This is a genomic window from Pseudomonas sp. RA_5y_Pfl1_P24, from assembly GCF_963970945.1.
Lineage (GTDB): Bacteria > Pseudomonadota > Gammaproteobacteria > Pseudomonadales > Pseudomonadaceae > Aquipseudomonas > Aquipseudomonas tritici.
Genome location: NZ_CAXAOJ010000015.1, coordinates 126848 through 150875, shown reverse-complemented (window position 1 = coordinate 150875; position 24028 = coordinate 126848). Strand labels below are relative to the sequence as shown.

Annotated in this window: 19 protein-coding genes; 13 read left to right on the top strand and 6 right to left on the bottom strand. The window is 58.1% G+C overall.

The genetic code is table 11. The annotated features are described in order from the left end of the window. The 4 genes from AACY30_RS23195 to AACY30_RS23180 all read left to right on the top strand — a co-directional run. Positions 1-824: IS4 family transposase (locus AACY30_RS23195; RefSeq protein ID WP_339541178.1), on the top strand; the 824-nt coding region annotated here is incomplete at its 5' end. Between the two features lie 370 nt (positions 825-1194). Then, entirely contained in the window at positions 1195-1455 is a 261-nt protein-coding gene (locus AACY30_RS23190) for a DUF6124 family protein (protein ID WP_339416792.1), read from the top strand. 347 nt (positions 1456-1802) lie between these two features. After that, a complete protein-coding gene (locus AACY30_RS23185; RefSeq protein ID WP_339471452.1) occupies positions 1803-2312 on the top strand; it encodes a hypothetical protein in 510 nt (169 codons plus the stop codon). Positions 2313-2446: 134 nt separating this feature from the next. Continuing rightward, on the top strand, positions 2447-3880 hold the full coding sequence (locus tag AACY30_RS23180) for an ArnT family glycosyltransferase (protein ID WP_339541177.1): 1434 nt from the start codon (positions 2447-2449) through the stop codon (positions 3878-3880). Positions 3881-3894: 14 nt separating this feature from the next. On the opposite strand, the gene AACY30_RS23175 is transcribed toward AACY30_RS23180, so the two are convergent. Next, entirely contained in the window at positions 3895-4383 is a 489-nt protein-coding gene (locus AACY30_RS23175; RefSeq protein WP_339471450.1) for a TIGR00645 family protein, read from the bottom strand. A 164-nt stretch (positions 4384-4547) separates the two neighbouring features. Between AACY30_RS23175 and AACY30_RS23170 the strand changes: the two genes are divergently transcribed. Continuing rightward, entirely contained in the window at positions 4548-6371 is a 1824-nt protein-coding gene (locus tag AACY30_RS23170) for a hypothetical protein (protein WP_339541176.1), read from the top strand. 3 nt (positions 6372-6374) lie between these two features. Here the strand turns inward: AACY30_RS23170 and AACY30_RS23165 are convergent, their stop codons facing one another. Further along, entirely contained in the window at positions 6375-6683 is a 309-nt protein-coding gene (locus AACY30_RS23165; protein WP_339541175.1) for a PA4575 family protein, read from the bottom strand. Between the two features lie 314 nt (positions 6684-6997). Further along, positions 6998-9436 carry a Lon protease family protein gene (locus AACY30_RS23160; protein ID WP_339436783.1) on the bottom strand — a complete coding sequence of 813 codons (2439 nt, stop codon included), beginning with the start codon at positions 9434-9436 and terminating at the stop codon, positions 6998-7000. A gap of 267 nt (positions 9437-9703) precedes the next feature. Here AACY30_RS23160 and AACY30_RS23155 point away from each other — a divergent pair, with 267 nt between their 5' ends. The 6 genes from AACY30_RS23155 to AACY30_RS23130 all read left to right on the top strand — a co-directional run bounded on the left by AACY30_RS23155 (position 9704) and on the right by AACY30_RS23130 (position 15006). Further along, a complete protein-coding gene (locus tag AACY30_RS23155; RefSeq protein WP_339436782.1) occupies positions 9704-10192 on the top strand; it encodes a DUF3015 domain-containing protein in 489 nt (162 codons plus the stop codon). Positions 10193-10285: 93 nt separating this feature from the next. Next, the gene (locus AACY30_RS23150) at positions 10286-12139 is read left to right on the top strand and encodes an Lnb N-terminal periplasmic domain-containing protein (RefSeq protein ID WP_339541174.1); all 1854 of its coding nucleotides are present in this window, start codon (positions 10286-10288) and stop codon (positions 12137-12139) included. Between the two features lie 102 nt (positions 12140-12241). Then, the gene (locus AACY30_RS23145; protein WP_339471444.1) at positions 12242-12541 is read left to right on the top strand and encodes a chorismate mutase; all 300 of its coding nucleotides are present in this window, start codon (positions 12242-12244) and stop codon (positions 12539-12541) included. A gap of 214 nt (positions 12542-12755) precedes the next feature. Beyond that, positions 12756-13841, top strand: coding sequence for a type I restriction endonuclease (locus tag AACY30_RS23140; protein ID WP_339471442.1), 1086 nt, complete (start codon positions 12756-12758; stop codon positions 13839-13841). A 240-nt stretch (positions 13842-14081) separates the two neighbouring features. Beyond that, complete coding sequence (locus AACY30_RS23135) at positions 14082-14438, top strand: hypothetical protein (protein ID WP_339416807.1); 357 nt, start codon at positions 14082-14084, stop codon at positions 14436-14438. Positions 14439-14508: 70 nt separating this feature from the next. Next, positions 14509-15006 (top strand): GreA/GreB family elongation factor, encoded by a 498-nt coding sequence (locus AACY30_RS23130; RefSeq protein WP_339471440.1) that lies wholly within the window; start codon positions 14509-14511, stop codon positions 15004-15006. On the opposite strand, the gene gdhA is transcribed toward AACY30_RS23130, so the two are convergent. Continuing rightward, the gene (gene gdhA, locus AACY30_RS23125; protein WP_339541173.1) at positions 15003-16340 is read right to left on the bottom strand and encodes an NADP-specific glutamate dehydrogenase; all 1338 of its coding nucleotides are present in this window, start codon (positions 16338-16340) and stop codon (positions 15003-15005) included. The two genes, AACY30_RS23130 and gdhA, sit on opposite strands and share 4 nt — an antisense overlap. A 340-nt stretch (positions 16341-16680) precedes the next feature. Next, positions 16681-18345 (bottom strand): energy-dependent translational throttle protein EttA, encoded by a 1665-nt coding sequence (gene ettA, locus AACY30_RS23120; protein ID WP_339436780.1) that lies wholly within the window; start codon positions 18343-18345, stop codon positions 16681-16683. Positions 18346-18660: 315 nt separating this feature from the next. On the opposite strand from ettA, the gene AACY30_RS23115 reads away from it, so the two are divergent. After that, positions 18661-22512 (top strand): sensor domain-containing protein, encoded by a 3852-nt coding sequence (locus AACY30_RS23115; RefSeq protein ID WP_339541172.1) that lies wholly within the window; start codon positions 18661-18663, stop codon positions 22510-22512. A 19-nt stretch (positions 22513-22531) separates the two neighbouring features. On the opposite strand, the gene AACY30_RS23110 is transcribed toward AACY30_RS23115, so the two are convergent. Beyond that, positions 22532-22660: a hypothetical protein gene (locus AACY30_RS23110; protein WP_339541171.1), complete on the bottom strand. Its 129-nt coding sequence runs from the start codon at positions 22658-22660 to the stop codon at positions 22532-22534. Between the two features lie 66 nt (positions 22661-22726). Here AACY30_RS23110 and glyA point away from each other — a divergent pair, with 66 nt between their 5' ends. Beyond that, positions 22727-23980: a serine hydroxymethyltransferase gene (gene glyA / locus AACY30_RS23105; RefSeq protein WP_339471437.1), complete on the top strand. Its 1254-nt coding sequence runs from the start codon at positions 22727-22729 to the stop codon at positions 23978-23980. The last annotated feature ends 48 nt before the right edge of the window (positions 23981-24028 follow it).

Below are 24028 nucleotides of genomic sequence, written 5' to 3'. Positions count from 1 at the left end.
TGGCGCTGATGAATGTTCGTTCGCACCTGATACTGGATGCTCAGCTGAGCCCTTATCGACGCAGCGAAATGCGCTTGGCTGATGAGTTTCTACAGCAGATCCCCAACCATTCGGTCACGCTTTTCGAAAAGGGCTTCTGGAGTGCCGATTTGATGCTTAGCCTGAGCGGCCAGGGGATTGACCGTCACTGGCTGACTCCGGCACGAAAAAATCTGGTCAGCGAAGAAGTGGTTCGTTACGGAAAGCATGACCGTTTGGTGCGCATGAAAGTGTCGCCGCAGGCGAGAAAACGAAATCCGGATTTGCCGACTCATTGGGAGGTGCGAGAGGTCAGCTACGAAGTTCAGGGCAAGTTGAAAACAGTCATGACGTCGCTGCCAGCCAGCACTTACAGCGCCAGCGCCGTCGCCAAGCTTTATCAGGAAAGATGGGAAATCGAGCTGGGTTTCAGAGATATCAAAAGCTCGATGCAGCAGAACGCAATGACCTTACGCAGCAAGAAGATCGACTTGGTGTATCAGGAGGTCTGGGGCTTGTTGCTTGCCTACAACGTGATTCGCCGCGAAGCGAGTCAAGCCGCAATGGCTTTTGGTCGAGCGCCGTCAGATATCCGGTTCAAGCCAGCCTGCCAATACATCGCCGTTCAGTTGATCGTGATGGCAGCGGCTAACCCAATTTCAGCAACGGGAAGACGATTGGCGGAGCTAAGGGCGGGTGTTGGAGGGATGTTTCTGAACCACCGTCCAAGGCCTTCGAGACCCAGGACGGTGAAGATATCAAAGACCCGGTTTCCGGTGGATCGTAGGGCTGCTCCGCTTAAGTGAACAGCATTACGCCTAGTGCGGGTTTTGTTGTTTCTGGGGTTCGGAAATCACCGCAAAACGGCGCTTCGGATTTTTCCTTCAAGATGTCGCGCCATTCATGAACTGGCGCAAGCTCGAGCACAACGCTAATTTCACTCAGTCGCTGCTCATCAGCGACCGGCTTTGACAGGCCGAAAAGTGTAACCTTTCACACCCCTTGATTTAGCGGCATGCTTCGCGCATTCCGTCTCGTTCATGGCGGCTGTGCGTGGGGCATCTTCGGGTGCGCCGGGTTCCTACACTTCCGGCCTGTCAACCCGCGTACAGCTGCCACCCAATCCTGTTTGACAGCAGGGGGCGGCAGCTCCTTTAACAGTGTAGGAGCTTCATCATGAAAAAAATCACGCCCAATCCTCCAGCGACTCTCTTCACCATCGCGCCAAACATCGATCCCGAAACACTGCTGATCCAAGCCAGCGAAACCCTTGCATCGCTGGACGCTATCATCACAGACCTGGCCTTCGAACTCGACGGATTAACCCGTCAAAAACTCTTGGGTAGCCAGCAACTAGTGGTGCTGGGCGGATTACTCATTGAGCGTGTGCTCGTCACGCTGGCCTCCACCGCTGACGCGCAACCGTTCCCGACGTAACCTCAGTAGCAAATCAAAAAAGCCGAGTCGCGTGCAGGCTGACGCCGCGGATAACGGTCCAACAACTCACCCTGGCAATCACCACTTCATACTGAGCTCAGGCTTTCACCCCCCTTTCACACTTGAGCGTCTATGGTAATCCCAGCTCCTTGTGAATATCCCTTTCAAGCCCGCTTTTCCCCATCGCGGGCTTTTCTTTGTCTGCGATTTGCCATCGTCTCATTTCCCCGGCTCACGCTCTCAGCGCACCACCCAAGGGGCACATCCATTACAATTCAATGATGCACTACTGCCCTGTCTCCGAGAGACACCAGCGGCAGGCTCTGACTACAAGGACGAACGTCGCATTGAACAAAAACTCCTATGCCTACCTGATACCAACCACCATTGGCCTGCTACTCTTCACCGCGCTGATTCTGGTCTGGATATTCATTATCTGGCCGTCTGCACATTTCAACCCGATAGCTGAAAAGATCGCCCTGATCTCATCGCCAGCGCTGGCAATCATCTTGATGGTGTGGGGGTGGCATACCAGTAACTCCAGGTTCCTGCGCAAAAAACCGCTGGATCGATTAAAAGTCTTTTTCGGCTTGCTCATCGCCAGTGGCTTGGTGATGGATGCGCTGCTATCGGTGGTTATTCTGCTTACGAGCACGGTATTCAGCAGCTATGTGACTTCGTACGAATATGCAGCGGGAGGCAGGCATAATTGCGCAGGCATCCGGGTATTCGATACGGAAGTGAACAAACAGATTAAAATTTGCAGTACCCGCTACTACGGTGAAGAAGGTTGGGTAAGGGTGGAAAAACGTAGTGGGCCGTTGGGAATTGTTGTAATAGACACCACGCGCCTGTGACTTCCTATACCGCCCAATAGGCGCCCCTCACTATTCTCCCATCTGTTCACGAAACGTTCAGAAACACTGACAGATACTAACCGATAGCAATGACCGCTCCCCCGAGCGGTCCCCCGCCTCGGTAGCCACAACCCATGACACGTCCCGCTCCCCTGCTGCTCCTGCTCGCAGGCCTGTTGTTCTTCTTTGCCCTGGGCAACCACGAGCTGCAAGGCTCCACCGAAGCCCGCGTCGCCGGGATCGCCATGGCCATGCACCTGGACAATAACTGGGTGGTGCCCCAGTTGTTTCGTGAGCCCTTCCTGGAAAAACCGCCCCTGAGCCTGTGGATCGATGCCGGGGCCATTCGCCTGTTTGGCGGCACCACCTGGGCCGTGCGCCTGGCCTCGGCATTTGCCGGGTTCTTCAGCGTGATGTTGCTCTACGCCATGCTGCGCAGGTTCGGCCGGCCGCAGACGCTGGCGTTCAGCGCGGCATTGATCCTGGCGACCATGGCCAGTTACTGGAGCAATGTGCGCGGCGTGGGGGAAGACTCGCTGCTCAGCCTGGGCGTGACCACTGCGCTGCTGGCGTTTTACCAAGCCGTGCGGCCCGAGCGCCAAGGTTCAAGCACAGCCGCTTGGGCACTGTTTACCGCTGGCATGGTGATCGCCACGCTAAGTAAAGGCGTGCTGGGCCTGGCGATGCCGGGCATTGTGATTTTTGTGTACCTGGCCAGCACCAGCCTGATGGACAAGCGCCTGCGCATCGGCGACTGGCTCAAGCCGGCGCTGTTTACCTTGTTGGCGCTTGTGCCGCTGGTGATCTGGTTGGGGTTCCTGTTCCAACGCGGCGGTATGCAAGCGGTGGCCGAAGTGCTGTTGACCAACAGCGTCGGGCGCTTCAGCGGCTCGTTTGTCGAGGCTGGGCATTACGAGCCGTTCTACTACTACATCGCCAAGCTGCCCGAGGCGTTCCTGCCCTGGAATATCCTGGTGTACCTGGGCCTGTGGCATTTGCGTAAAAGCCTGGTGCGCAACCGCTACCGGCTGTTTTTCAGTGTCTGGCTGGTGGCGCAGTTCACCCTACTGACACTGGCGTCCAGCAAGCGCACGGTGTACCTGATGGCACTGACGCCGGCCGCCGCCGTGTTGGCGGCGGAATATGCGCGGGTGCTGCTGGGCTGGCTGAAAGACCACAAGCCCGCGCTGTATAAACACCATAGAACACTCGTCAGCAGCGCTTTCACCCTGGTCGTGGCCTGCTACCTGGCAGCCGCCTTCTGGTTCGCGCCCAAGGCCGACGTGCGCCAATCGTTCGTGCCGGTGATCAGCCAGATCCAGGCGCTCAAAGACGAAGGCAAAGAAGTTGTGCTGTTTCAGCCCAATGAACGCATCGCCGGGGCCAGCGTGTTCTATCTGCGGGGCTACCTGCCCATCCTGCAAACCGAGGACGAGTTGCACGATTACCTCGCCGCCAAGCCCGGCAACGTTGCGTTGCTGGACCATACCAACGGTTTGAGCACGCCAGTGAGGGTAGCCAAGGAGATGTCGATCAATCGCCAGCCTTACTATTTTGTGGAGCAGTAAGGCTGGCGCAAACATCAGTGCTTGGTGAGTTTGTCCAGGTAGCCCATGGCGAACGCCGACACCACAAAGGTCATGTGGATGATCACGTACCACATCAAATGCTCCGGATCGACGTTCTTGGCGTCCATGAAGATGCGCAGCAGGTGGATGGACGAGATCGCCACGATCGAGGCCGCGACCTTCATCTTCAGCGACGAAGAGTCCATGGTGCCGAGCCAGTTGAGCTTTTCTTTGTTTTCATCGATATCCAGCTGCGAGACGAAGTTCTCGTAGCCGGAAATCATCACCATCACCAGCAAACCACCGACCAGCGCCATGTCGATCAACGACAGCAGCAGCAAGATCACCTCGGATTCCAGCATGGTAAAAATAGTGGGAATGACGTGAATGATTTCCTGGAAGAACTTCAGCGCCAGGATCAGCAAGCCCAGGGACAACCCCAGGTAGATGGGCGCCAACAGCCAGCGTGAGGCGTACATAGTATTTTCGATAAAGCGTTCCATGGGATCTCACACAGCTTGGCTAAAAATGGCGGCGATTATACCAGCGGTTCCAAAACACCTGTAACCACGAGAAAACTGAGCTGGGCGGCATCTGTAAGAGAATTTTTCTGCTAGTGTCGAGCCCAATAAAAATCGGCTCGATGACGTCGGACAGGAAAACTCAGATGATGGATGTGCGATCCCCTTTGGCCAATCTCGGCCTGTGCGCGGCATTGCTGCTGGCCAGCGGCTGCTCGCCCAGCGACGAGCAGAAGCAGGCCACCCTCGACGAGAAAACCGCACAATTCGAACACTCCCTCCACAGCATCCAGGACCCCAAGCTGCGCGAAGCCGTTGCCGAACTTGGCGGTTCGCTGCTGTTTCTGGAACGGGCACGGGTCAAGCTTGCCACCAAGCCCATCGAAGCCGAATACGGCGAAGACAGCCTGGCCCTGCTCAGGCACTACCCCACGCCCCAGGCGCTGGTGGACACCTACATCAATGGCCTGTTCGTGCTGCGTAAAACCTCACACTCCGACTATTTGACGGACTTGCAGCCGGTCTTCCCGTTTAATTTCAGTATCCCGAACCCATTCCCGTTTCCCCATAGCCTGGAATGGCGGTCCGTCACCTTGAGCAACAACAAGGTCATCTCCTTTCAGCCGGAATGGTCGGAAACCGATCCGGGCATACAACTGAGCCCCAGCAGTTCCAACCTGACCAACCCCGACGATTTGACGGTGACCTACCCGTTTATCGACGGCATCGAAACCGACAACAAGCGCCAGCCGCAACCCGTCAACCTAAAGGGCACCGTTGAAGTGGTCGCGCCGGGCAAGGTGTTGACGTTTGATTTGTCGAAAAAGGACGTCGGCCACAAGCGTACCGAAGGCAACATCACCCTCAACCTGCTGCTCCTGGAGAAAAACTACGCCGAGATCGAGCTGACCAACAGCCAACCACTGGCACCGGAAGTGGGTGACGAGTCGCCCAACCCGCTGCTGGTACAGGCACGGGACAGCACTGGGCAATTCCTCACACGCTCGGGCTCGATCAACGAAAGCAGCGCACAGGTGGCGTTCTACGAGAAGCAACTGGCCGAAATGCAAAAGCAGAAAGTCTGGTCGGACGCGTTCGAAAAACAGCTCACCGAGCAGCAAAAAGCCTTCGAACACAAGCAGGGCAGCCATTACGCCAAGGTGTATTTCAACGGTTTGATCGACAGCCTGAAGGTCAACGTGCTGGATTTCTCCACCGCTACGCTTACCCGCAAAGACCTCGACCTGCCCGTGCTGCGTTTTGACAAGAACAGCCTGCAGCAAACCGTGGAGGCCTTGCCGATGCCGGTTACCGTGTACGACGACGGCGCCGCCAGCTGGCTCAAAGACGCGAGCATGACCGAAGACCAGCTGAAAAAAAGCGTCACCATCAGCCAGTCGGTCGAGGACGCCAGCGCCGCACACATCGTGTTTGACCACCCGTTCACCTTTAATGACGACCTGGTGGGCAGTGAGCGCAACAGCAGCGAATCGCCGGTGACCTTCTTTACCGCCGACGAAAAGGGCGAACGGGGGGAGCCCATCGAATTGCCGACTGAGGCCTTCGAACTGAACCCGGCGCGCGGCACCCTCACCTATGACCTCAACCTGTTCCCGGAAAACCCGGCGTTTGTGGTGGGCTCGATTCCACTGCTCCTGGCGACCATTGAAAAAACCGACATTGAGGTAGCCAAGCTACCCAAAGGGCTGTCGCTCAAGGACAACGCGCTGGTCGTGGACCAGAAGGAATTCCCTGCCGACAGCTGGCGCTTCTACGCCAAGGACGCCAGCGGCAACTACCTCAAGGAAATTCTGGGTGTGAGCCACCGCGCCGAGGAATACGGCACGGCGCTGTTTGATGTGCATTATTTCTACGGCCAGCCGACGTCACTGGAAAGCTACCAACGCACCGACCTCAGCACCGTGCAGTACGGCTTTGAAGTCAAGCTGGACAAGCCCGAGAGCAAATAGCACTCAGTGCTGGGTATCACCCTTGAGCTGTCGCAGATGGGCCTGCATGTGCAGGCTCCAGATCTGCGGATCGCCCGCCTGCTCATAGCCATGCAGGGTCAGGCTATCAACGATGGATTCCAGAATGTTTTCCGCCACGACGGGGCCGTGAAACGGGCCCTGGGACTTGATAGTGGAGGGTTGTTCGCCGGTCATTCCGGCGGCAAACAACAACGTCCACATGCCGTTATCCCTCGCAAGAGGACGAATGGAGCATTCGATACGGGTGACTAGGCCAAAGCACTGACGGGTGAGGCAAAGGTTGCGCGGCATGGCGGCGACCCTCGTTAGATCGGTGTTCAACCTGCACCTGGGGCGAGGCTGTCTCTATCCAGCGACTCCTGTGGATATCCCTTGAACACAGAATAGAAGAAAACCGCGACAAACCAAGGCTGTAGGGACCAACGGCGCTAGCCCCTCAAACCCAGTCAAATTTATGGCGGCTTCAGGATTTATTCCAATACACCACCGTCAATCTGGGAGCTGGCCAGCCTGCGATGACTGACGTCCAGGCAACATTCTGTTGACGGGTAGACCGCTATCGCAGGCAAGCCAGCTCCCACACTTGACCGCGTCACGACAAAAAATCAGGTGGGTTTGGTTTCGGCCAGCGCCTCCTGTGCCAACTCCTTCTCCGCCTCCTTCAAGTCGTCCTCACTGATCATCTCGGCAATCGCGCGCAAGCGCTCTACCACGCGCGCATTGACCGTGCCTTCCGGGAACTGCCCTTGCGCATCCGGCTCACCGGCGTCCTCGCCCACCAGCAGGCTCAAGGCTTCATCCGCCTGGCGCACGGCATAGATATGGAACTGCCCGGCGCGCACAGCCTGCAACACCTTCTCATCAAGCATCAGTGTGGCGACGTTGGCTTGCGGAATGATCGCGCCTTGCTCGCCGGTCAACCCGCGTGCTTCACAGAGGCGGAAGAAACCTTCGATCTTCTCGTTGACCCCGCCCACCGCCTGCACTTCACCAAACTGGTTGATCGAACCGGTGATGGCAAAGCACTGTTTGAGCGGCGTCTTCGACAAGGCCGAGATCAAGGTGCACGCCTCGCCCAGGGACGCACTGTCGCCGTCCACGTAGCCGTAGGATTGCTCCAGCGCGATGCTGGCCGAGATCGCCAGCGGGAACTCCTGGGCATACCGGCTACCCAGGTAACCGGTGAGGATCATCACGCCCTTGGAGTGAATCGGCTGGCCGAGGTTAACCTCACGCTCGATGTCGACAATGCCGCTACCGCCCGGGTACACCGTGGCGGAAATCCGCGCCGGCACGCCGAACGCCGAGTCACCCACCTCCAGCACCGTCAGCCCGTTGCACTTGCCTACGGCGGCGCCGGCGGTGTCGATCAGGATGACCCCGGCCAGCATGTCGTCGAGAATCCGTGCCGACACGCGCCCGGTGCGCGTGGCCTTGGCCTTGAGTGCACGCTCGATATGGCCGGCATCGGTCATTTCGTCGCCCGCCAGGTGGCGAATGAAATCCGCTTCGCTGACCAACTGGAACAAATCACCAATGCGCGCCGACAAGCGCCCTTGGTGCTCGGCCAATCGCGCGCTGTAGGTGGCTAACCGCGCCACGGCATCCGACGTCAGCGGCGCCATGCCTTCTTCCGACGTGCGGGTTTTGAGCAACTGGGCGAACTGCTCCAGGCTCTCATCGACCATCGGGATGTCTTCATCAAAATCCACCAGTACCCGGAACATCTCCTGGAAGTCCGGATCGGCGTCCTGCAACGCGTAGTACAACTGGCGGGAGCCGATGATGATCACCTTGACCTGCAGCGGGATCATCTGCGGGTTCAGGGTGACGGTCGCCAGGCGGCCCAACTCGCCCAACGGCGATTCCATCTTCAGCTTGCGCGACTGCAAGGACCGCTTGAGGGCGTCCCAGACAAACGGCTCGCTGAGCATTTTTTCGGCTTCGAGAATCAGGAAGCCGCCATTGGCGCGGTGCAAGGCGCCTGGGCGCAACTGGCGATACGTGGTGTAGAGCGCGCCCTGATCGGTGCTGTATTCGATACGGCCGAACAGGTTGTCGTAGGTCGGGTGCGGTTCAAACACCACCGGTGCGCCGCCGTTGACCGCATGCCCCACCACCAGGCTTGGGCAGTACTGCTCTTCAAGCAGCTTGCGCGCCTGGGCGTCGGTCTTGGCGTCGTCCACCAATTGCTCGACTACGGTCTTGAGCAGGTACACCTGCATGGCTTGCAGATAACCGCAGACAGCGGCGTTTTCCGCGTACTTTTCCGACAGCGGTGCGAGCAAAGGCTGCAGGGCCAGCGTGATGGTTTCTTCGTTGAACTGGCGCAGTTGGTTATTGGACTCACGCTTCCACTGCGGCAGGCTGGCCAACTCTTCGTTGAGGCGCTCTTCCAGCTCGGAAATATCCGTATGGAAACGCTCGCGATCGGCTTCCGGCAACTGCGAGAACTCGGCCTCGTCCAGCGCCTTGCCGTCGAGCATCGGGGTAAAGGCGATGTTGGAGCTGTCGCGGTACAGCGCTACGCCTTTTTCCAGGGCCAGGCGTTCGATTACGTCCAGGGCCTTGTCGTAGCGCTGGTTGAAGGCGCGGTCGATGGCGCTTTTGCGCTGTTGATAGGTCGGGTGCTCGAAGACCGCCGGGAAGGTAGCAACCAGGTTGTCGACCAAGCCATTGATGTCGGCAATGAACGCCGCCGCAGCGCCGCCTGGCAATTCCAGGGCGCGGGGTTCGCGAGGCTCATCGAAATTATTGACGTAAACCCAATCTGCCGGAGTCTGCAGGCGTTTACCTTCGGCCCTCAGGTAACGTTTGACGAACGAAAAGCGGCCGGTGCCGGGCTCGCCCATGACAAATACGTTGTAACCGGGGCGTGGCATGGCCACACCGAACTGCAGTGCTTCAACCGCACGCTCCTGGCCAAGCACACCGCGAAAGGGCTCCAGATCATTGGTGGTCGAGAAGCTGAACTGTTCAGCGGAGAAAGGGCGAGTCAGCGCTTCGGGCGCTAGACGCAAGCTGGCAGCAACAGGATCAGGCATCGGGCTTCCTTACATCAGGCGGGGCAGATAACGGCATTCTGGCTCCCGGTTACGCGCTCTGGCAAGGCGCGCTTGAGGGAAAGCACAGACGCGGGATGCGCCCCGCAAAATTAGTGCGACATCGCGAATTGTTTTATAAAAATACACGGAACCCTTCGAACGTGCCTAAACTCCAAACTGCGCGGGTTGGACTAATAACCGATCCCTAGGGCGCGTTGACGTGCCTGAACCCTTGTCCATTGGTTTGCACACAAAGAGAACAAAGCTATGAAACGGATCCTTCTCGGTACTCTCTTCACCGTCGTCTCCCTCAATGCAATGGCAGAAGCACCAGGTGGCCCGAACTGCGGTTGGGGCAACATGTTGTTTGACGGCCAGCGCGGTACTCCAGCTCACTTCCTGGCCTCTACCACCAACGGTACTTCGGGTAACGCCACCTTCGGCATGACCTCGGGCACCAACGGTTGCAGCACCAACAGCGCCCTGACCTACGGCGGCAAGTCCTGGATTGCCATGAATGGCATGATGAACGAGCTGTCCGAAGACATGGCCAAGGGTAACGGCGAAGCGCTGACTACCTACGCTGTGGTACTGGGTGTTGCGCCGGAAGATCGCGAGCACTTTGCTGCCGTGACTCACGAGCACTTCCAGCAAATCTTCAGCAAGGCTGACGTGACGGCTGATGACGTGCACAACAACACCATTGCTGTACTGAAAAGTGATGCCCGTCTGGCGAAATACGCTACCCAGGCTTAAGCTCGACCTGCCCGCGCCTTTCGAGGCGCGGGTTTTATTTTTTCGACCTGTCCCCCCTTGGGTCTTTTTTTTATTTCGACTTAAGTAGCCCCCATGCTCAAACGCCTCGCTTGCCTGGCTCTCTTCGCCTGCGCCCCGCTGCACGCGGCACCGCACCTCGATGATCAACGTTTGCAGCAATTGGCCAATGACCCCTTCTGGTTATCCCTGGGCCACTACGAAGCCGGCAAGATCAGCGGCTGGCGCAGTTATGTCAGCGAGAAAAAGTTTTTCCTCGCGCCTGACGGCGCCCATCACCCGGATGCGGAACTCAAGGCCACCGTCGACGCCCTTTACGCGCCGGCCAGCCTGGGTGAAAAACATGCCCAGTGCGTGTACCCCGCACGAACCCGCTGGCTCAAGGATCAGTTGCAGCTGACTGACCTGCCTGCCGTGGACTGCAAAGAATTCAAGCAGTGGTTCAAGGACGTCGCCCCCCATAGCGCGGTGATGATCTTCCCGGCGGCCTACCTCAACAGCCCCTCCTCGATGTTCGGCCACACCCTGCTGCGCATCGACCAGGCCGACGTGCAAAGCAACAACACCGCCCTGCTCAGCTACGCGATTAACTTCGGCGCCTATATCGAGGGCTCCGACAACAGCATTCTCTACGCCTGGAAGGGCCTGATGGGGGGTTATCCCGGCCTGTTCGCCTTGGTGCCCTACCAGGAAAAACTCTCCGAGTACCGTAGCCTGGAGAACCGCGACCTGTGGGAATACCGCCTCAACCTCACCCAGGTCGAGACCGAACGCATGGTCGAGCACGTGTGGGAGCTCAAGCAGATCCAGTTCGACTACTTCTTCTTTGACGAAAACTGCTCCTATCGTCTGCTGGAATTGCTGCAAGTGGCGCGCCCTGGCCTACGCCTGACCGAACAATTTCCGCTGACCGCCATCCCGACCGACACGGTCAAGGCCGTGAAAGAGGCCGGCCTGGTAGAAAAGATCGACTACCGCCCTTCCCGCGAACGTGAACTGCTGGAGCGCGCCAAGCCACTCGACAGCGACGAGCAGCAATGGGTACTGAAGGTCAGCGAAGACCAGAAACAATTGCAGGAGCCCGCCTTCAAAGCCCTGCCCCGCGAGCGCCAGGCCCTGATCATCGACGCCGCTTACCGCCTGGGCCGCTACCGCGCCAATGGCTTGGAGCGCGACACCATACGTTCCCAGCGCAGCTTCGAACTGCTGCGCGCGATCAATCAGAACCCTGCGCCCGACCTTAAAATCGTGCCGCCCGGCCTGCCGGAAAACGGCCATGAATCGCGCACATGGCAAGCCGGCATTGGCACGCGTGGCGACAAAGCCTTTGGTGAATACGGCCTGCGCATGGCCTACCACGACCTCAACGACAACGCCGAAGGCTTCCCCCTCGGCGCGCAAATCGAAATCCTGCAAATGAAACTGCGCCAGTACGAAGGCAACCACTGGCAACTGCAGCAACTGGACCTGGCCACCATCCGCTCCCTGACCCCGCGCAACGCGCTGTTGCAACCCTGGTCATGGCAAGTCACCGGCGGTCTGGAGCGCGTGCCTGGCAAACACGACGACGAAACCCTGGTCGCCCACGTCAACGGCGGTGCCGGCGGCACCTGGCAACTGCGCGACGACATGCTCGGCTTCGCCCTTGGCACCGTACGCGTGGAACATAACAACGACTTCAACGAAGCCATCTCCCCGGCAGCCGGGTTCAATACCGGGGTGTTGTGGAGCAATCCGCTGGGTAATTTGAGTTTGGAAGCCAAGGGTGATTTCTTCACCAATGGCGAAGTGCGGCGCAGCATCAGCTTGAACCAGCAGTGGGAGCTGTCACGCAACCTGGGGCTGCGGTTGAGTGCGCAGCGCGAGTACAGCCACCTTTCCACGCCAGTCAACGAAGTGATGCTTGAAGTGAAGTGGTATCACTACTGAACCGGCCCCTATAGCTCAACACAGATCAAATGTGGGAGGGGGCTTGCCCCTCCCACATTTGGCCCGAGTTTATTCAGAGACCTCTCAAGGAGTTCAAACGACATGGCCGTTACCTGCACAACTCTGGAAGAAGTCCGAACCCACATCGACCGACTCGACCAGCAAATTGTCACCCTGCTCGCCGAGCGAGGTCGTTATGTCTTCGAGGCAGCGCGCTTCAAAAAAGATGCCGATGATGTAAAGGCTCCCCAGCGAGTTGAACAGGTAATCACCAAAGTCCGGGATTTGTCGCAGACAGTAGGCGCCAATCCAGAGGTCACTGAGCAGGTGTATCGGGCAATGATTGCGGCGTTTATTCAGCAGGAGTTGGCTGAGCATGCTGCGCTCGTGCAAACCAGTTAAGAATTGCCAAATATATTCATCTCTACAGAAATCCTTCACACACATTTAACCTATTGATTTTCAAGCGAGAATAATCAGAGGATTTTTTAGCTTTTTTTAACATTCACAAACTTGCTTCGACGAAGCCTCGCTTTATGAGGATTTGTGTCTAGTCTCGGGTAGCAATCAAATCGCCACCACGTCTATCCACGGATCTGAATAGGTAGAGGCTTATATGGATTTTTTTGAAAAACTCACCAGCCTGGCAGCGAAGGTTCGTCTGCAAGGCCCTGCCATTCAAACAGAAGAAGCGACAAAAAATGCTTTCGTAATGCCCTTTATCAATACGGTGTTGGGCTACGACGTATTTGATCCACAAGAAGTGATGCCTGAATTTGTCTGTGATGTAGGGACGAAGAAAGGCGAAAAGATCGACTATGCGATCATGAAAGATGGTGAGGTCCAAATACTGATCGAATGCAAAAAAATCGGTGAGTCATTGAGCATCAATCATGCATCGCAGCTTTTTCGATACTTTCATGTCACGAGCGCAAGAATCTCAATCCTCACAAACGGCCAGGTCTACAGATTTTTTACCGACTTGGACGCTCCAAATAAAATGGATGAAAAGCCATTTCTAGAATTGGATTTATTAGACATTGATGAGTACTCCGTACCAGAGTTGATCAAACTCACCAAGTCGGCATTCGACGTTGACTCAATAATCAATGCCGCTGGAGAGCTGAAATACGTCAGTCAACTCAAAAAGCTCATTGGCTTACAGGTCAGCAAACCGGAAGACGACTTCGTTAAATTTTTCGCATCCAGAGTTTACGAAGGTGTCATCACACAGAAAGTGCGCGAGCAGTTTTTCGAACTGACACGAAAAGCGTTAGCTCAGTTTTTGAACGATCAGATCAATGATCGACTCAAGTCAGCGATGAGCGGAGCCATCCAACCAACAATGGCATCAATGCCCGTCGCGCACAGTGCCAATTCAGATGCGCAGGATAGAGACGAGTCAGAAGATAAAATTCTGACGACGCTTGAAGAGCTGGAGGGCTATCACATCGTCCGAGCCGTTGTTCGATCGGTGGTCGATGCCAAGCGGATTGTTCAAAGAGATACACAAAGCTATTTTGGGATATTACTGGACGACAATAATCGCAAGCCGATTTGCCGTCTTCACTTCAATCGCAGTCAGAAATACCTCGGAATATTCGACGAGGAAAAAAATGAAACACGGCACGCGATTTCATCCATTGATGAAATTTACGAGTACGCCGATCAGTTGAAAAAAACAGTGGGTTATTACGACTGAAGGCCGCAGAGCGTTAGTTAGAATACGCTCGCGAAATCTTCGATAACCGTGTGGTGAGCGGGGCTGCGCAGCGGCCCCAAAACCACTCAATGGGGACCGCCAGCCCAGCGCGGGGCAAGCCGGCTAACTACAAGTGCCGCGCTCACCGCCCAACACCTTTCTCACTTCCCTTTCACACCGCCCTGACAAATCCCCTTCTAGACTCTCCCTATCAGCCGTGAAACGGCCAGGGAGTACGCCATGTGGCGGTTTGCGTTATTGCTGTGTGCGGTGGTGTGGCTGGCGGGTTGTCAAACGACCCATCAGGATTTGCTGGCCAAGGGGTATCCACCGGCTTTTGCCGACGGTTTTGACGATGGCTGCAGCAGCGGTCGCCAGGCTGCCGGGGTGATTACCGGGGAGTTTCGCAAAAATGTACCGCGCTATCTGAAGGATCGGCAATACGCCGAAGGTTGGGAGGATGGCTTTCGCCAGTGCAAGGCCATGCGTGAAAACGAAGAGTTGCGAAACTACAAGGACAACCACTGGGATGACCGAGAGCGCGCCTGGCAGCACGAGAAAGACCGCGACGCCGCCAGGGCCTATCGCTCGCAATAGGTCGCTTTCAGACATCCATCGAAACTAATGCACGGCGAACATGGCCCAAACTCCATAGAGGGAGAACTCCATGAGCCGAGCTTTTGTAAACGAGGACAACGCCGCCGACCAGGCCGACCCGCCGGTGGAGCGTCAAGTGAGCCAGCAGCCCAACCGCCTAACTGCGCAAGGGTTAGCGCAGTTGCAGGCCAAGGTTGCGCAGTTGCAGCAGGAACACAGCGCAGAATCCGCCAAGGGCGAGCACGCTGACAAACAACGCCAGGCCGACCTTGAACGGGATTTGCGTTACTTCAACCAACGAGTGCAGAGCGCCCAAGTGGTCGCATCGGCCACTTCCAGCGATAAGGTGCAGATCGGCAGTTGGGTGACCTTCGCCAATGATCAGGACGAGCAGCAGCGTATTCAGTTGGTCGGTGAAGACCAGGCCGACGCCGGTGCAGGCTTGATCAATTGGGGCTCGCCCCTGGGCCTTGCATTGCTGGGCGCTCAGGTCGGCGACGAGGTGCTGTGGAAGCGCCCCGTCGGCGATCAGTTGATCGAGGTGCTGCGCATCGAGCCCGAGGCTTAGACGATGCCTTGGACCAGCATCGCGTCGGCCACTTTCACAAAGCCCGCGATATTCGCACCTTTCACGTAGTTGATCCGACCGTTTTCTTCGCCGTAATGCACGCAGGCATGGTGGATCGACTGCATGATGGCGTGCAGCTTGCTGTCCACTTCGCCCGCCGTCCATAGCAGGCGCATGGCGTTCTGCGACATTTCCAGGCCACTCACCGCGACACCGCCGGCGTTGGAGGCTTTGCCCGGTGCGAAGAGAATGCCTGCCTCGATAAAGATATCCACAGCGTCTAACGTGGTTGGCATATTGGCGCCTTCGGCCACGCAGAGGCAGCCGTTGCGCAGCAGGGTGCGCGCAGCATCGGCATTGAGTTCGTTCTGAGTGGCGCAAGGCAGCGCGATGTCGCAAGCCAGTTCCCATGGGGTCTGGCCTTTGCGGAACTCCAGGCCAAAACGCTCGGCCAGTTCGCTGATGCGCCCGCGTTGCACGTTTTTCAGCTCAAGCAAGGCCGACCATTGTTCTTCGGTCAAACCGCTTTCGGCGTACAGGGTGCCTTCGGAATCGGACAGGGAAATCACCTTGCCGCCCAGGTCCATGACCTTGCGCGCCGCGTATTGCGCCACGTTGCCGGAGCCGGACACTGCCACACGCTTGCCCTCGACACGCTGGTTATTGCGCTTGAGCATTTCTTCGGCGAAGTACACGCAACCGAAGCCGGTGGCTTCCGGGCGAATCAGGCTGCCGCCGTAGGTCATGCCCTTGCCGGTCAACACCGAAGTGAATTGGTTGCTCAGGCGCTTGTACTGACCGAACAGGAAGCCGATTTCACGGGCGCCCACGCCGATATCGCCGGCCGGCACGTCCACGTCCGCGCCAATATGGCGATACAGCTCGCTCATGAAGGATTGGCAGAAGCGCATGACTTCAGCATCGCTCTTGCCCTTGGGATCAAAGTCCGAGCCGCCCTTGCCGCCGCCCATAGGCAGCGAGGTCAGCGAGTTCTTGAAGGTCTGCTCGAAGGCGAGGAACTTCAGCACGCCCAGGTTCACCGACGGGTGGAAGCGCAGGCCACCTTTATAGGGACCAATGGCGCTGTTCATCTGGATACGAAAACCGCGATTGACCTGGACCTTGCCATGATCATCCACCCACGACACTCGGAAGGTAATGGCGCGTTCCGGCTCGCAGATGCGCTCCAGGATGCCCGATGCCAGGTAGTGAGGGTTGGCTTCAAGAAACGGCCACAGGCTGCGTAGGACTTCTTCTACTGCCTGGTGGAATTCGGGCTGGTCAGGGTCGCGTTTCTTGAGGCGAGCGAGGAAGGATTCGACGGATTCGATCATGAAAAGTCTCGGCAGATTGATTGTTTTTAAATGAGATTGAGCCCGACCTTAGCAACTCGTCATGCACCTGAAAAGCGCAAGATGTCGCCTTTATGAATTTAAATGGTGCATTGGATATAAATAACCGCCCTTATCCGCACCAAAAAAGGGATTCAGGCTTGGAGCATGCACCAACAGTCAAACCGCACTCGCGAGCAAGCCCGCACACATTTGATCGGTTTCAACGCTGGAGTGCGGTCGAATGTGGGCTTGCTCGGGAATGAATCCACCCAGGTCTTTCAGGCAGCACGCAAAAAAAAACGGAGCCCGAAGGCTCCGCTCTTTCAAACCACTGACCCAATCAGGCCAGTTTCTTGTGACGCACACGGTGCGGCTGGGCAGCAGCATCGCCCAAACGCTTCTTGCGGTCCGCTTCGTACTCGGTGTAGTTACCTTCGAAGAACACCGCCTGGGAGTCATCCTCGTACGCCAGGATGTGAGTCGCGACGCGGTCAAGGAACCACCGATCGTGAGAGATCACAATGGCGGCGCCAGGGAAGTCCAACAGCGCTTCTTCCAGGGAACGCAAGGTTTCAACATCGAGGTCGTTGGACGGTTCGTCGAGCAGCAGGACGTTGCCGCCCTCTTTCAGGGTCAGGGCCAAGTGCAAGCGACCGCGCTCACCGCCGGACAGGTCCTTGACGAACTTCTGCTGATCGCCGCCCTTGAAGTTGAAACGACCCACGTAGGTACGCGACGGGATTTCATAGTTGCCGATGCGGATCTGGTCAGAACCGTCGGAAATCTGCTGGAACACCGTCTTGCTGCCGTCGAGGTCTTCGCGGCTCTGGTCCACACAGGCCAATTGCACGGTTTCACCGACTTCGATAGAGCCCGAATCCGGCGCTTCCTTGCCCATCAGCATACGGAACAGCGTGGATTTACCCGCACCGTTACCGCCAATAACGCCAACGATCGCACCTTTTGGCATCGAGAACGACAGGTTGTCGATCAGCACACGGTCGCCATAACCTTTGGATACGTTCTTGAACTCGATGACCTTGTCGCCCAAGCGTGGGCCGGCCGGGATGTAGATCTCGTTGGTTTCGCTGCGCTTCTGGAATTCCTGCGATTGCATTTCTTCGAAGCGTTGCAGACGTGCTTTGGATTTGGACTGACGAGCCTTGGCGCCTTTGCGCACCCACTCCAGTTCTTCCTTCATGGCTTTTTCATGGGCCGATTGTTGCTTGGATTCGGCAGCCAAACGGTCGGACTTGGCTTCCAGCCAGCCGGAGTAGTTGCCCTCGTAAGGGATACCGGCGCCACGGTCGAGCTCGAGGATCCAGCCGGCCACGTTGTCCAGGAAGTACCGGTCGTGCGTAATCGCAACCACGGTGCCCGGGAAATCGTGAAGGAAATGCTCCAGCCAGGCGACGGAATCGGCGTCCAAGTGGTTGGTCGGTTCGTCAAGCAGCAGCATGTCAGGGGCCGACAGCAGCAGGCGGCACAGGGCCACACGGCGCTTTTCACCACCGGACAGGAATTCGACCTTGGCGTCCCATGCCGGCAGACGCAACGCGTCGGCGGCAACTTCCAGCTGACGCTCCAGGTTGTGACCGTCGCTGGCCTGCAGGATGGCTTCGAGCTTGGCTTGTTCGGCCGCCAGTTTGTCGAAGTCGGCGTCTTCTTCAGCGTACGCGGCGTAAACCTCGTCGAGGCGCGCCTGGGCGTTTTTGATCACGCTGACGGCTTCTTCAACCACTTCGCGCACGGTCTTGGTCGGGTCCAGGATCGGTTCTTGCGGCAGGTAGCCGATGTTCAGATCGGGCATCGGGCGGGCTTCGCCTTCGAACTCGGTGTCGACGCCGGCCATGATTTTCAGCAGCGTGGACTTACCCGAACCGTTGAGGCCGAGCACGCCAATCTTGGCGCCAGGGAAAAAGGACAGCGAAATGTTTTTCAGGATTTCCCGCTTCGGAGGGACAACTTTGCCCAGCCGATGCATGGTGAAGACGTATTGAGCCAAAATGTGGACCTCATGAAAAAGTGAGAACAGGCCTACGTAGCGTCATGGCGCTGTACATAGCATTGCGAATCCTCAAGGTTAACCTAAGTGGCCGGGCGTATCGAAATCTATCTATTAGATTAGCCGCCCATACCTTCAGAGGTTCCAGCCCCCCTTCATGCTTGGCAGACAACCTGACCCACACAGGTGCCTGACTTGTGTCCCGCCAGGCGGGGCTGGCACTTTGCCACAAGTCAGGGCATGCTAGCCGCCCTCCGGGCGTCCGGCTTATAGTGCATGTCGCGCGCCAGTCCAGCCAAACCGCAGGATCACAGCTTGTCCAAAGTCACGCCGCCTACTCCCCTGCGCGCCGCTCATATAGCGCCGGGAGCGCCCCTGCACGGCACCCTCAAAGGCGCATTGGCGACGCTCGTCCTCATGCTGCTCGCCTTATTGTTCTGGCAACTGCTTGACCAGTTGCAGCAAAACCAGAAGAACCAGCAGCAATACACCATCGACTACAGTGCCGACCTGGCAGAACAGATCAGCCTGAACATGGCCCTGAGCGCAAAAATCGCTCTGAACCTACTACCGATGGTCGAGCCACCGCGCGACAGCGAACAGCAACAGGCCTTGATGCGCACCTTGCAGCGCTCGCTGCCGGAGCTACGTAGCATTGCCCTGCTCGCCCCCAGCGGCGCGATGATCAGTGACAGCGCCACTGACAGCCAGGACGGGGCCTGGCTGGAAGAGCTCGTGCAGCGCAGCCACTCCCAGTCCTATTACCTGAGCAACAACGACGACGGCACCCTCATCTATCTGTTGTTGCACCAGCCCAGCGGCGGTTCAAGGATGTACTGGGCGTTGCGCCTGGCACCCAACTACCTGGTCAACCTCACCCCCCAGGACGGCCAGGGCCAACGCCCGATGTGGGTCATCGAGAATCGCATCAACCACCGCGTCATCAGCCGTGACAGCGGCATGCCGGCCCAGTGGGCCAGCGCCCTCACAGCGGACGAACTGAATAAAAGCGTACTGGTCACGCCTCTGAGCAAGAGCGACTGGCAATTGCGTGGGCTATTCGACCGCACCGCCGTGCTGGAGCAACTGCTGCCGGCGTTTATCGGCAAATGCCTGTTGGGCCTGGCGTTCTCGCTGATCCCGGTGATCGTGCTGTTGAACATGCGTCGCCGCCAGCGCCAAGTGCATGAAGGCCGGCGGCGCTACCAGGATATTTTCGAAGGCACCGGCGTGGCCCTGTGCGTGCTTGACCTGTCGGGCCTGAACGGTTTCTTCGACAAGACCGGGTTGCAGACCCGCGAGCAATTGCACACCTGGATGCAGGCCAACCCCGACGAGCGCCGGCGACTGCTCAAGGAGTTGCGCATCACCGAGGTCAACCAGGTGGCGGTGCGCCTGTTGAACGTGGGCTCCTGCGAGGAGGCCTGGGGACGCCTGATCGATGACTGCCCGCGCAATGCCACGTCCATCGGTTACCAGATACTCGATGCTGTCCTGACCCCACAGAACCAGTTGGAGCTGGAAATCCAGCTCAAGGACGTGGCCGGCAACGACCAATACCTGTGGCTGGTGATGCGCATGCCAGAGCAACAAGACGACTTCAAGGCAGTGATCCTCAGTATCAGCGATATCACCAGCCGCAAGCTGATCGAGCTGTCGCTGGTCGAACGGGAAAGCTTCTGGTCAGACGTGGTCCGCACCGTGCCCGACCACCTGTATGTGCAGGATGTGATCAGCCAGCGCATGATCTTCAGCAACCACCATTTGGGCCACACCCTCGGCTACAACAAGGCCGAACTGCAGCAAATGGGCGAGTACTTCTGGGAAATCCTGCTGCACCCCGAGGACGGCGAGCATTACCACGATTTGCGCCAGCAGCAGCGCAATGTCGGCTACACCACGCAGTTGCACTGCCAACTGCGCTTCCGTCATCGCGATAACCAGTGGCGCCGTTTCGATATCCGTGAACAAGCCCTGGCCCGCGAAGAAACCGCGCAGATCAGCCGGATCATCGGCGTGGCCAAGGACATCACCGACCAGATCGAAGCCAGTGAATCCCTGCGCGACAGCGAACAGCGCTACCGCATGCTGGCCGAAAGCATCAGCGACGTGATCTGCTCCACCGACAGCCAATTGGCCCTCAACTATGTCAGCCCGTCGGTCAATGCCGTGCTGGGCTATGACGTGGATTGGGTGCTCAAGAACGGCTGGCAGTCGATCATTGCCAACCCGCAGCAACTGACCGGCATTTATAGCCTGATGGAGCAGGTCAGCCGCGCGCTGGGCGATACCGAGGCGCTGAACAAGCTGCGTGATGACATTCAAACCCAGTTGTTCCTGTTCGATTGCCTGCGCGCCGACGGTCGCAAAGTGCCGATTGAGTTGCGCGTGGTGCTGGTGTGGGACGAACACGGCGCCTTTGAGGGCATCCTCGGCGTGGGTCGCGACATCAGCCAGCAGCGCCGCGCCGAGAAAGACCTGCGCATGGCGGCCACGGTATTCGAGCACTCCACGTCGGCGATCCTGATCACCGACCCGGCGGGTTATATCGTGCAGGCCAACGAGGCGTTCAGTCGGGTCAGCGGCTATGCGGTCAGCGATGTGCTCGATCAATTGCCAAACATGCTCACCGTCGACGAACAGCAGGAAGCCCACCTGCGCTACGTGCTCAAGCAACTGCATCAGCACAGCACCTGGGAAGGCGAAGTGTGGCTCAAGCGCCGTAACGGCGAGCATTACCCGGCGTGGGTCGGCATCACTGCCGTGTTTGACGATGAGGGCGACCTGGCCAGCTACGTATGCTTTTTCAGTGATATCAGCGAGCGCAAGGCCAGCGAACAGCGCATCCACCGCCTGGCCTACTATGACGCCCTGACCCACCTGCCCAACCGCACGCTGTTCCAGGATCGCCTGCACACCGCGTTGCAGTCGGCCGAACGGCAAAAGTCGTGGGTAGTGCTGATGTTCCTCGACCTCGACCGCTTCAAACCGATCAATGACTCCCTGGGCCACGCCGCCGGCGACCGTATGCTCAAGGAAATGGCCACGCGCCTGCTGGGTTGCGTGGCCGAAGACGACACCGTGGCGCGCATGGGTGGCGACGAGTTCACGTTGCTCCTGCAGCCACGGGTCAACCGTGAAATGGCGCTGAACCGCGCGATCCATGTGGCCGAGCAGATCCTCGCCAGCCTGGTAAAACCCTTTGTATTAGAAGGCCGAGAATTCTTTGTGACCGCCAGTATCGGCATCGCCCTCAGCCCGCAGGACGGCAACGAGCTGAGCCAACTGATGAAAAACGCCGACACCGCGATGTATCACGCCAAGGAGCGCGGCAAGAACAATTTCCAGTTCTACCAGTCGGACATGAACGCCAGCGCCCTGGAGCGCCTGGAGCTGGAAAGCGATTTGCGCCACGCCCTGGAACAGGACGAATTCGTGCTCTATTACCAGCCGCAGTTCAGCGGCGACGGCAAGCGCCTGACGGGCGCCGAAGCCCTGCTGCGCTGGCGCCACCCGCGTCGCGGGCTGGTGCCGCCGGGGGACTTCATCCCGGTGCTGGAAGAGTTGGGCCTGGTGGTGGACGTCGGCGACTGGGTGATCAGCGAAGCCTGTCGCCAGCTCAAGACCTGGCACCAGAACAAGGTGCGCGTGCCGAAAGTCTCGGTGAACATCTCCGCGCGGCAGTTCTCCGACGGCCAGTTGGGCACGCGCATTGCCACTATCCTCAAGGACACTGGCCTGCCGCCGGCGTGCCTGGAGCTGGAGCTGACCGAAAGTATCCTGATGCGCGAAGTCAACGAGGCCATGCATATTCTCGACAGCCTGAAAAACCTGGGCCTGAGCATTGCGGTGGACGACTTCGGCACAGGTTATTCGTCGCTCAATTACCTCAAGCAATTCCCTATCGACGTGTTGAAGATCGACCGCACCTTTGTCGATGGCTTGCCGTCCGGCGAGCAGGATGCACAGATCGCCCGGGCCATTATCGCCATGGCCCACAGCCTGAACCTGGCGGTGATCGCTGAAGGCGTGGAAACCCATGAGCAACTGGACTTCCTGCGTGAGCATGGCTGCGATGAAGTGCAGGGCTACCTGTTTGGGCGGCCGATGCCGGCGAATCGGTTTGAGGCGCAGTTCAGTAACGATGCCCTCTTCATGTTCGATTGATTGGAGCTAACAGCTCTAATCAATCGACCATGAAGAGGGCAGCGGCAAGCTGCAAGCTGTAAGCGGCAAGCAAGGGCAAATCTGCTTTTACTTGAGGCTTGCAGCTTGCAACTTGAAGCTGGCGCTTCATCGCATGATTACCTTTCATACCCCTTCTAAAAGCGCCTGGGTTAGAATGCCCTCCTTTTCTGCCCCCCGATCCTTGAGGACCGCCATGTTCAGCCGTGATTTGACCATTGCCAAGTACGACGCCGATCTCTTCGCCGCCATGGAGCAAGAAGCCGTGCGCCAGGAAGAGCACATTGAGCTGATCGCTTCGGAAAACTACACCAGCCCTGCGGTGATGGAGGCTCAAGGTTCGGTGCTGACCAACAAGTACGCCGAAGGCTACCCAGGCAAGCGCTACTACGGTGGTTGCGAGTACGTCGACGTGGTTGAGCAGTTGGCCATCGACCGTGCAAAAGAACTGTTCGGCGCTGATTACGCCAACGTCCAGCCGCACGCCGGCTCCCAAGCCAACAGCGCCGTGTACCTGGCCCTGCTGCAAGGTGGCGACACCATTCTGGGCATGAGCCTGGCCCACGGCGGTCACTTGACCCACGGCGCCAGCGTTTCGTCCTCCGGCAAGCTGTACAACGCCGTTCAATACGGTATCGATGCCAACGGCCTGATCGACTACGACGAAGTCGAGCGCCTGGCGGTCGAGCACAAGCCAAAAATGATCGTGGCCGGTTTCTCTGCCTACTCGCAGATCCTCGACTTCCCACGTTTTCGCGAAATCGCTGACAAAGTCGGCGCCTACCTGTTCGTCGACATGGCTCACGTAGCCGGTCTGGTCGCCGCGGGCGTCTACCCGAACCCAGTGCCTTACGCTGACGTGGTCACCACCACCACCCACAAGACCCTGCGCGGTCCACGTGGCGGCCTGATCCTGGCGCGCGCCAACGCCGAGATCGAAAAGAAGCTGAACTCTGCCGTATTCCCAGGCGCCCAAGGTGGCCCGCTGGAGCACGTGATCGCCGCTAAAGCGATCTGCTTCAAGGAAGCGCTGCAGCCTGAGTTCAAGACTTATCAGCAGCAAGTGGTGAAGAACGCCAAGGCCATGGCTGAAGTGTTTATCGCCCGTGGCTTTGACGTGGTGTCCGGCGGTACTGAAAACCACCTGTTCCTGCTGTCGCTGATCAAGCAGGACATTTCCGGTAAAGATGCTGACGCTGCCCTGGGCAAAGCCTTCATCACCGTGAACAAGAACTCCGTACCCAACGACCCACGTTCGCCGTTCGTCACCTCCGGCCTGCGCTTCGGCACCCCGGCTGTGACCACTCGCGGCTTCAAGGAAGCAGAGTGCAAGGAACTGGCCGGCTGGATCTGCGACATCCTGGCTGACCTGAACAACGAAAGCGTGATCGACGCGGTGCGTGAGAAGGTCAAGGCCATCTGCAAAAAGCTGCCGGTATACGGCGCTTGATAGCGGTTGCTTGAATAAGAAGCCCGGCTGAAGAGCCGGGCTTTTTTA